The 8,312-nt window shown below is 49.6% G+C and carries 12 protein-coding genes; 11 read left to right on the top strand and 1 reads right to left on the bottom strand.

What is annotated here, in order from left to right; genetic code table 11:
- Positions 1–407 (top strand): hypothetical protein (locus ASC85_RS32525; RefSeq protein ID WP_162254894.1); only part of this gene is annotated, 407 nt, incomplete at its 5' end.
- A 24-nt stretch (positions 408–431) separates the two neighbouring features.
- Here the strand turns inward: ASC85_RS32525 and ASC85_RS25950 are convergent.
- Positions 432–632 (bottom strand): hypothetical protein, encoded by a 201-nt coding sequence (locus tag ASC85_RS25950; RefSeq protein ID WP_057451923.1) that lies wholly within the window; start codon positions 630–632, stop codon positions 432–434.
- A 168-nt stretch (positions 633–800) separates the two neighbouring features.
- Here ASC85_RS25950 and ASC85_RS25955 point away from each other — a divergent pair, with 168 nt between their 5' ends.
- From ASC85_RS25955 to ASC85_RS25995, 10 genes are all read left to right on the top strand, one after another.
- Positions 801–1,055: a hypothetical protein gene (locus tag ASC85_RS25955; RefSeq protein WP_057451924.1), complete on the top strand. Its 255-nt coding sequence runs from the start codon at positions 801–803 to the stop codon at positions 1,053–1,055.
- Between the two features lie 208 nt (positions 1,056–1,263).
- A complete protein-coding gene (locus ASC85_RS25960; RefSeq protein ID WP_057451925.1) occupies positions 1,264–1,446 on the top strand; it encodes a major capsid protein in 183 nt (60 codons plus the stop codon).
- A 167-nt stretch (positions 1,447–1,613) separates the two neighbouring features.
- Positions 1,614–2,975: a virulence factor TspB C-terminal domain-related protein gene (locus ASC85_RS32770; RefSeq protein ID WP_156395712.1), complete on the top strand. Its 1,362-nt coding sequence runs from the start codon at positions 1,614–1,616 to the stop codon at positions 2,973–2,975.
- Between the two features lie 2 nt (positions 2,976–2,977).
- Positions 2,978–3,274: a DUF2523 domain-containing protein gene (locus ASC85_RS25970; RefSeq protein WP_057451927.1), complete on the top strand. Its 297-nt coding sequence runs from the start codon at positions 2,978–2,980 to the stop codon at positions 3,272–3,274.
- 1 nt (position 3,275) lies between these two features.
- Positions 3,276–4,277, top strand: a complete 1,002-nt coding sequence (locus tag ASC85_RS31730; RefSeq protein ID WP_082534497.1) for a zonular occludens toxin domain-containing protein — start codon at positions 3,276–3,278, stop codon at positions 4,275–4,277.
- Entirely contained in the window at positions 4,274–5,503 is a 1,230-nt protein-coding gene (locus tag ASC85_RS25980; RefSeq protein WP_082534498.1) for a type II secretion system protein GspD, read from the top strand. The genes ASC85_RS31730 and ASC85_RS25980 overlap by 4 nt, the downstream gene beginning before the upstream one ends.
- Positions 5,504–5,530: 27 nt before the next feature.
- Positions 5,531–5,767 carry a hypothetical protein gene (locus ASC85_RS25985; RefSeq protein ID WP_057451930.1) on the top strand — a complete coding sequence of 79 codons (237 nt, stop codon included), beginning with the start codon at positions 5,531–5,533 and terminating at the stop codon, positions 5,765–5,767.
- A gap of 103 nt (positions 5,768–5,870) precedes the next feature.
- Entirely contained in the window at positions 5,871–6,080 is a 210-nt protein-coding gene (locus tag ASC85_RS32385; RefSeq protein ID WP_156395713.1) for a hypothetical protein, read from the top strand.
- Between the two features lie 158 nt (positions 6,081–6,238).
- The gene (locus ASC85_RS25990; RefSeq protein ID WP_057451931.1) at positions 6,239–6,649 is read left to right on the top strand and encodes a hypothetical protein; all 411 of its coding nucleotides are present in this window, start codon (positions 6,239–6,241) and stop codon (positions 6,647–6,649) included.
- A 274-nt stretch (positions 6,650–6,923) separates the two neighbouring features.
- On the top strand, positions 6,924–8,312 hold a 1,389-nt coding region (locus ASC85_RS25995), incomplete at its 3' end, for a protein rep (protein WP_082534499.1).

The following is an 8,312-nucleotide window of genomic DNA, read 5'->3' on the forward strand; positions in this document are numbered from 1 at the left end:
CTGAGCTACTAGACATCGCCGATACAGGTGATTGGGACCGTGTTCAGTTGCTGCTTAAATCCCTTGCACCGGTGGTCCAAGTCCTTCCAGAAACAGCCGCGGCAATTGAGGCTGCTCAGGAGGAAATGCCGGCTCTTCGCGATGTTCCATCGCACCTGACCAGCAAAGCCCTGATGAAGCGTCGTAAAGGCTCTGCTGTTCCGTGTGAAAGCTACGTACAGGCGCCTTTCTGGCTTGAGCTTTCCCAATGGAATCTCGTTGACCAGTTCGGCGCTTACGATGCTCTTGTTTCGGTCTACACGGCTGCTCTAGCTGCTTCAGGGCTAGACCCTGAGTCTGCTGAATACGCCGTGTTGGCCAGCTCCGTGCTCGCTGACAACATCCGGTGTCTTGAGGCTTGCTTGTAGGTCTCCCGCGCTTCGCGAATCCACTCAGCCAGGCTCATCCCCTGGCTTTTTGCGTGTTCTTCCAGCTGGCTTAGCTGCTCGATCATTTTCTTTCTGCTCCCTGGCAATTTTCAGTAGATCGGCCACCGCTTCGGTCATCGTGCAGTCGTGCTCGATGGTCATCAGCTTGAGCTCCTTCCAGACCTCAGGGGTGATGCCGACGTTCTTCAGTCTTTCTTTGGTCATTCTGCAATACCTTTTCCTGTGTCATCACCCGAAGTGGGTGTCAAAAGTGGTGCTTCGTGTTTTCGTGTCAAAGTGTTGTTGTTTTTTCGTGCTGTCGTGTTAGGATTTGCCTCGATCACGGCGGTTCCCGTGACACGAAAACACACCAACACGAGAAGGTTACCAAGCATGGAACTCAAGGTCGAAGTTGAAGGCATCAAGAAATCAGGCGTTTCGAAGTCCAACACCCCTTACTTCATTCTGGCGTGCTACGTCGTTCTCCCTGGCGTTAAGCATCCTCAGGCCTGTGATCTGTTCTCCGACAAGGCCCTGAATCCTGGCACCTACGATGTGCCTGCTGCGTTTTCGATCAAGGAAAACCGTCCGCATTTCGAGCTGAAGCTTTCGGAGGCCAAGGGCTCGAAAATTGGTCAGGCTGCGTGATCACGTTTCTTGGCTGTGAGGGCTCTTGGATCGTTATGACGTCCCCCCCGTCTTGCAGTGGTGATCTGCAAGTCTTCACAGCTCAAGAAATTGTTGCTCAGCAGCAATTAACGCCCGAGGACTACCAACTACTTAAGGATCACACCTTAGAAATCTTTTTGGTTGTTTTTGGGTTTTTTGCTTTAAAAAAACTTCTTTGAGGTTATCTATGACTAAGTTGAAAGCGCTTTTTGCTGTTCCTGCTCTGGCTGTTGCCTCTGTGTCTGCGCACGCTGCTGTTGATGTAACTGCTCTCGATGGCACTAAGGCTGATGTTGCCCTGGTCGGTGCTGCTGTTTTTGCTGTTCTGATCGCTGTGGCTGGCTTCAAGTACATTCGTCGCCTTCTTTAATGAAGGAGCGCCGGGCAAGGGCAAGCGACTCCGGAGCTGCCCGCCCGGCGCAATCTCTCTCTGGGCTTAGGCCCTTTTTTTTTGGGTTTAATTATGTTCGACGTAAACGCTTATTACTTAATCGTTTTCCTCATCGCAATTATTATTTTATTGTTTTGGTGAACTTTATGCGTAAGTTTTTCGCGCTCATATTTTTTACACTATTCTTTGCTAATAGCTCTTTTGCGTTAGACGAAGTTGGCAATTGGTACTTTGAGTCATTCCCTAATACCCAATTGACCATTGATTCATCTATGAATACAGCAAGTCAATATAGAGCTTTTTGTAAGCAATATGAAAACTCTGACTTGCGTTCTAATTCGTCTGATGAATTTAATACCGCGCTTGGTTATCAACTATCTGTTTTTTCCTTTCATCAAGTAATTAACGAAACTGAACATCAGTGCGCCTATTATGAAAGCGAAACTGTTGAAAGTGATACTCCTAAAACTGTTGTTTTGTATATTTATAGAATTGAATCCTGCTTGAATCCTGATGAAGAATGGAGCAAGGAAAAACACATGTGTGTTACGAAGGAGGCTAAGTGTGTGTCTGGTGATACTGTTCTTCTTTCAGGTTTCTCTGCGCCCCTTGTTCAGACTGCGCCTTATACCATTTATGTAACTGATAGAACGCCTGATACAGCTTGCAAAGAGCTTCAAGGTAGCTCTATGGCTTGTACCTATAATAAGCCTGCACGAACTCATTCATGCTATTCAGATAGCTCTTTAACACTTGATGCTAACGGCAATATGGGAAGCACCTCTGCTACTGGCCACTGTAATTACTCGTTTGTAAACAGTGGCAATACTTGCACCGTTACTCCTTCGAATACTTTACCAAAAGCATGGGGCGGATATTCCCTTTCGCAGTCCTCAAGCGAGATGACCTGTGCACCTGGCATTGAGTCTCCTGGCTGCCCAATTGTCGATGGTTCTGGTGAGACCGGCGGCACCGGTGGTGATGGTGGCACAGGCGGTACTGGAGGCACCGGTGGTGATGGTGGCACAGGCGGTACTGGAGGCACCGGTGGTGATGGTGGCACAGGCGGTACTGGAGGCACAGGCGGTACTGGAGGCACCGGTGGTACGGGCGGCACGGGTGGGACTGGTAGCACGGGTAGCGCATCTGGTGGTGCTTGTGATCAGACTTTGCAGTGTTCTGGTGATGCAATCCAGTGTGCAATTCTCGCTCAAGAAAAGAAAACAGCTTGTTCACTTGCGCAATTAAGCACTGTTGATGAAGCCAAAATTAATGGTCTTCTAACTGGTGATAAATTTAACCTCGAAGAGAAAACTGTAGAGGCTAGTTCTCTTTTTCAAAAAGCACGCTTTCTCCCAGAGGCTTGTCCAGCACCTATATCAATGAGTCTTTCATTTGGCACGTACTGGCTCGATTTTGATTATATCTGCCGCTATGCCCATTTTGTTGCGGCGTTTGTTGTTTTGGGCGCAACTCTTCTCGGTCTCATGATCGTCTTTAAGGATTAATCATGCCTTTTGCTCTCATATCAGCCCTTGTTGCGTCTCTTGTACCACTTGCCAAGATGGTTCTTAAAGCTCTTGGAGTTGGTGTTGTTTCGTATGTCGGTATTAATCTTGTTCTAACTGAGGCTACTGATGTAATCATGGTCAATATATTGGGTCTCCCTGTAGAGATTCAACAAATACTCGGCCTTTTAAAGGTTGATGTTGCGATTAATATCATTTTGTCTGCAATCACGACAAAATTAACACTGAATGGCATTAACAAAATTACAGATTCTAAATCTAAGCTGACAGGTATCTAACATGTTAGTCCTTCGTACTGGCCTTCCTGGGCATTCCAAAACATTAAACTCGATTAAAGAAATTGATGCCGAAGCGAGTTCTTCGGGTCGTACTGTTTACTATCATAATATCCCTGATTTGGCAGTCGATAAGCTAAAAGCGACTTGGTTTGAGTTTGACCAACCAACTGAATGGTTCAACTTGCCCCATAATTCAATTATCGTTATTGATGAGTCGCAAGGTTGGTTTGGTCCTCGTGATACTCGCAAAGAGATGCCTGAACATTTTTCGCAGTTTGAAACACATCGTCATAAGGGTTTTGATGTCCATTTAATCACTCAGCATGGCATGTTCTTGGATACCCATGTACGCCGTCTTGCAGGCAAGCATATTTATTTTTGGCGTTTATGGAACGGCTCAAGGGTATCCCGCTACGAGTTTGAAAAATTTACTGATACGGATAAACAGTCAGAGCTCAAGTACGGTAAAAAATCCATTATCAAATTGGATAAGACTTTTTTCGGCTTGTACAAATCGGCTGTAGCCCACAACTCCAAGTTTAGCCCCCCGTTTGTCGTCTACGGTTTGCCCTTGTTGCTGCTCGTCCTGGGTGGGCTGATTTATTTCTACCTGAACAAGACTCCCGCGGCTGAACAGCCGCCCGAGAGCAAGCCTGTTTCCCATGTCGTTCGTGCACCAGGTAAGCCCATTGATTCATCTCCCTACGCACCTCGTGTCGATGGCTTGCCTCTTTCAGCGCCTATCTACGACAGCCTTACCGCTCCTTCAGTAGCTCCGAAACTCACGTGCTTTTTCAGTGATGACCAAGAGTACAACCTTGCTAACCCGGCGAAGCTGGATGTTTTGGTATCGAATGGCCCCTCTCTGGCGTGTGGCTGCTTTACACAGCAAGGGACCAAGCAATCTATTCCGTTTGATGTATGTCGTGCCTATGCCCTTAACGGCAGCTTTGACAGCACCCTTCCTGCGGTCTCTCGTGCTTCCTCGGGGTACAGAAAATGAGCCGTGTATTGGTCGTTATCTTTGCTCTTTTTCTATCAGGGAATGCTTTTAGCGCGGGTTTGACCCTCCGCATGGATCAGGTCCCTGCTACCCAGCTGCTGGCTGCCACTTATAAAAACATGCTCGGAAAGAGTTACGCGGTTGATCCTTTGGTGATCACCAATCCGCCGCTGGTGACTTTTGATGTCCAGGACTGGCCTGCAGAAAAACTAGCTTCGACGGTTGATGCTGTTCTTGCTCGTGCCGGCATTGAAAAGTCGGTGACTGCTGATGGACTGATTTATTTCTCGCTGAGCAAGGAAGCACAGCACATGACTTCGCTCAGTGGCCTTTCATTCGATGCCACTGGTGCCCCTTCTGCCCAGCTCCCTGGGCTTGCTGGTCAGGCGAGCCAACTATCTTCCGACTTTTCTGTGTATGCCCCGCATGACCGCACTGTGGCGAGTCTTCAGGCTGTAGCCAATCAGCTACTTGGAACGAATATCGATGCTCGTGATGTGGTCATTTTGGTTGGTGATCAGGAGCGTGTTGAAAAGGTCCGTTACGTTCTTGAATCCCTCGATCAAGTGGTGCCTGAGGTTCAGGCCAAGGTGCTGGTTGTTGAATTCACGTCAAGCGAGGTTGAAGGCAATACCTTTGAGTTTGCTTTGAGCGCACTTTCCGGAAAACTGAATATTGGGGTGACCTCATTGCTTGCACCTGGTGAGAGTGTTCTGAAGATTGCCACGGGTGACTTCTCAGCGATTCTGTCTGCGGTTTCTGGCGATAGTCGCTTTAGCGTTGTGTCGTCGCCTGTGTTGCGTGTGAAGGATGGCAAGACCGGTACCGTAGAAGTCGGTGAGGAAGTACCTACGTTGTCGACCACTAGCTTTGACAATCAGGGCAATGCGCAGCAGTCCATTAAATACCGCTCAGCTGGTGTCATCTTCGAGCTCAAGCCAACGATCATGAAGAATCGTATTGAGCTGGAGCTGAAGCAGCAGATCTCCGACTTTAAGGCCAACAATACCTCTGGTATCGACTCCCCTACTTTATCGAAGCGTGAGCTTTCCACGGTCGTTCAGGCTCGTGATGGTGATCTGATCGTGCTTGGCGGTCTGGATCAGAAAAAGGAATCTGCGTCTGGTCGTGGCTTCAGTTTTTTGCCGCGTTTCATGCGTTCAAATTCTTCTGAGAAAACCCGTACTCAAGTGTTGATCTTCCTCCAGGTTGATCGCTTGAGCTGAGTCCCTTTGCACACATGGAGTGTTCCTATGCGTCGTCCGCTGATCCTTTTTGGTGTTTACCTTGTGGTTGCGTTTTTCGCGTTCCTGCCCGTGATCAGCTTTGGCGTTGGCTGGTCCTTTCAGGGTTTCCCTGGGTGGTTTTCGTCTGGGTTACATGTCGCACTGTTAGCTATCGCTATCACCTTTGGACGGCTCGCTTGGGGTGCTTGGCTCATTGGCTATCGAGCTGCCGGGGATTGGAGTGATCGACGAAAATTGCGGTGAATCTGCATCTATTGGTGCGCTGCCTTTTTGCTGTATCAAGTGTTTCGGGCTCTATAGGTGCGCAAATAGGTGAAAACCTCCGCAATTTTCTCAGGGGCTTCAAATGAAAGGTCGTAGGAAGCTCAAAACATCCAAGTGGCTTCTCGTTGAGCGGTTCCGCACTGAGGCGGTGCTATCTGGTGGTTGGTACTCAGAAAATCAGCGTCGTTTTATTCGTGTAGCCGCTGATTCTGGTACCAATTTAGAGCCTACAGGGAAAATGGCAGGTGTCTCTAAACCAATGATTTCAAGCGACTATCCTGATATATCCTGACTGGTATAGAAATTTTTGTATGTAAAAACGGTACCAAACGCATAACTTGGTCAAGTCGCCGGCGGCTAAAAATGGTACCAAAAGCTGTTGACTGCTTATTTTTAAATGGTACTATTTCCAAACTCTAATAACTGTCCAGATCGAACAATGGTACCAAAATGTTAGTCAAAATTCCTGAGGCCCCTGATGACCTGGTGCAACAACTCAAGCTTGCTACAGGCATGGCCACGGCTTCGAAAGCCTTTCTTGCAGCTGCTCGATCTCACGAACCTTTGCTCGCTCAAGTGGAGGCACTAACGGCTGAAGTCCAGTCGTTAAAGGAACGCTTGGAGCGATCGAATGAGGTTATTGGCTCTGCTCGTGCGGCGGCTGTTTCTTTACTGGGTAGCGTCGGTCCTGGTCGAAAGGCACCGGCTAGTCTGAAGGATCTTGGTGATTGGTTTGATTCCCAAGCTTCTTTGGACCTTCATCCAAAACCGGCAGCTGATTGGGAGTCTTTCGCGGAGGTCGTTCGTGATATCAACGATGATGGTTCGTTGGTCAAGGGCCGCGACCCCGGCTCATCGTGACAGCTTCTCCGTCGCGATGAACGGAGTCCCGGGCGAAGCGAACCCTTGACCTTACCTCGACTTAATTACTCTTTGCCTGGGATGTAGGGGACGCTTTTCCCCCTGCATCCCTGGCCTCGCCGAGAGCTCCCAGAGGGCTGCCGGAGGCATGAGGCAGAACAAACACTTACGTGCTGTGGTTTAATCACTTTCGATAAGAAAACGGACGCAAAAAAAAACCCCCCTTTACAAGCTGTGGCGGCTTAGGGAGGTTTTTCGGCTTCGGAGGCCGTGGATGCATCATAGCTCAGATGTTGAGGGGGCTCTAGACCCCTTTGATCGGGCTCCTTTGGGGGGGCTGGATCAGGCCGCGAAAGCGGCCCTTGGTATAAATGCGAAATCCTCTACCACCTGTGAGGATCTCGAAAACACCGCAAAGGCCCGTGCTGCAAGGGCTGAGCGTTGGTTTGCCTTGGCTAAAAGTCGTGAAATTTTTGCTCGCGAATCTGCATCTATCGGGATTTCCGCGTACGACAAATTTCACCGAACTTTTGCCTGTCATCACAACCGCATCGGCTCCTTCGTCGAGGTGCATCACAGCGCCTTGCATCAGAGAGCGTTTTACGGCGGTCTGGCTACTTGTGGCAGCGTTTGGGCGTGCACCGTTTGTGCTGCCAAGATTCAAGAGCGCCGCCGTGAGGAAATTGCGCAGGCCATCGATCACGCGTATTCCCAGGGCGAACATGCTCCTGTGATGGTGACGTTCACTTTCCCGCATATGCGAGCTGATGTACTGCGTTCACTGATCCTCAAGCAGCGTGAAGCGTTCAAGTATTTGCGTGAAGGCAACAGCTTCCGACTGTTCTGCAAGCGGTTTGGCTATCAGGGTCTGATTCGTTCGCTCGAGGTCACACACGGTCAAAATGGTTGGCATCCGCATACCCATGAACTTTGGTTTGTCCGACCGTTGAAAAAGCGTGAGCGTGAAGCGTTTTTGGACTTTGTTAAGGCTCGGTGGGAGAAGGCCTGCGTCAAGGCTGGGCTCATCGATCCTGCAGATCAGCTCAAGATGCGTTCTTTCCGCATGTACAGCTGTGATGTGCGTTTTAACGTCACCACAGGCGACTATCTGGCGAAGCAGGATGGGTCTCGTCACTGGGGTGCGGATCGCGAGATGGCCAGCTCCAAGGCAAAGACCAAGAACAAGTTCAAGGGCTGTCATCCTCATGATTTCCTTGTCCGTGATGATGAGGACGGTCGTCGTCATTACCTCGAATATGCGCTAACCATGCGTGATCTTCGTTGCCGGCAACTCTACTGGTCTCCTGGCTTGAAGGAGTGGTGTGGTGTCGATGAAAAGTCGGATGAGGAAACTGCTGAGGCGCAGACAGAAGCGGCCGATATTCTCGGATTCCTGACCGCTGATGAGTGGCGTTTGATCTACATGGCCAAGGCTGAGGCTGAGCTACTAGACATCGCCGATACAGGTGATTGGGACCGTGTTCAGTTGCTGCTTAAATCCCTTGCACCGGTGGTCCAAGTCCTTCCAGAAACAGCCGCGGCAATTGAGGCTGCTCAGGAGGAAATGCCGGCTCTTCGCGATGTTCCATCGCACCTGACCAGCAAAGCCCTGATGAAGCGTCGTAAAGGCTCTGCTGTTCCGTGTGAAAGCTACGTACAGGCG

The sequence above is a fragment of the Pseudomonas sp. Root401 genome (assembly GCF_001425105.1).
Taxonomy (GTDB): Bacteria; Pseudomonadota; Gammaproteobacteria; order Pseudomonadales; family Pseudomonadaceae; genus Aquipseudomonas; species Aquipseudomonas brassicacearum.

What these genes read in the sequence shown, in the direction of transcription:
- ASC85_RS25950 (WP_057451923.1), bottom strand. Translation starts at nt 632, where the DNA reads ATGACCAAAGAAAGACTGAAGAACGTCGGCATCACCCCTGAGGTCTGG.
- ASC85_RS25955 (WP_057451924.1), top strand. Translation starts at nt 801, where the DNA reads ATGGAACTCAAGGTCGAAGTTGAAGGCATCAAGAAATCAGGCGTTTCG.
- ASC85_RS25960 (WP_057451925.1), top strand. Translation starts at nt 1,264, where the DNA reads ATGACTAAGTTGAAAGCGCTTTTTGCTGTTCCTGCTCTGGCTGTTGCC.
- ASC85_RS32770 (WP_156395712.1), top strand. Translation starts at nt 1,614, where the DNA reads ATGCGTAAGTTTTTCGCGCTCATATTTTTTACACTATTCTTTGCTAAT.
- ASC85_RS25970 (WP_057451927.1), top strand. Translation starts at nt 2,978, where the DNA reads ATGCCTTTTGCTCTCATATCAGCCCTTGTTGCGTCTCTTGTACCACTT.
- ASC85_RS31730 (WP_082534497.1), top strand. Translation starts at nt 3,276, where the DNA reads ATGTTAGTCCTTCGTACTGGCCTTCCTGGGCATTCCAAAACATTAAAC.
- ASC85_RS25980 (WP_082534498.1), top strand. Translation starts at nt 4,274, where the DNA reads ATGAGCCGTGTATTGGTCGTTATCTTTGCTCTTTTTCTATCAGGGAAT.
- ASC85_RS25985 (WP_057451930.1), top strand. Translation starts at nt 5,531, where the DNA reads ATGCGTCGTCCGCTGATCCTTTTTGGTGTTTACCTTGTGGTTGCGTTT.
- ASC85_RS32385 (WP_156395713.1), top strand. Translation starts at nt 5,871, where the DNA reads ATGAAAGGTCGTAGGAAGCTCAAAACATCCAAGTGGCTTCTCGTTGAG.
- ASC85_RS25990 (WP_057451931.1), top strand. Translation starts at nt 6,239, where the DNA reads ATGTTAGTCAAAATTCCTGAGGCCCCTGATGACCTGGTGCAACAACTC.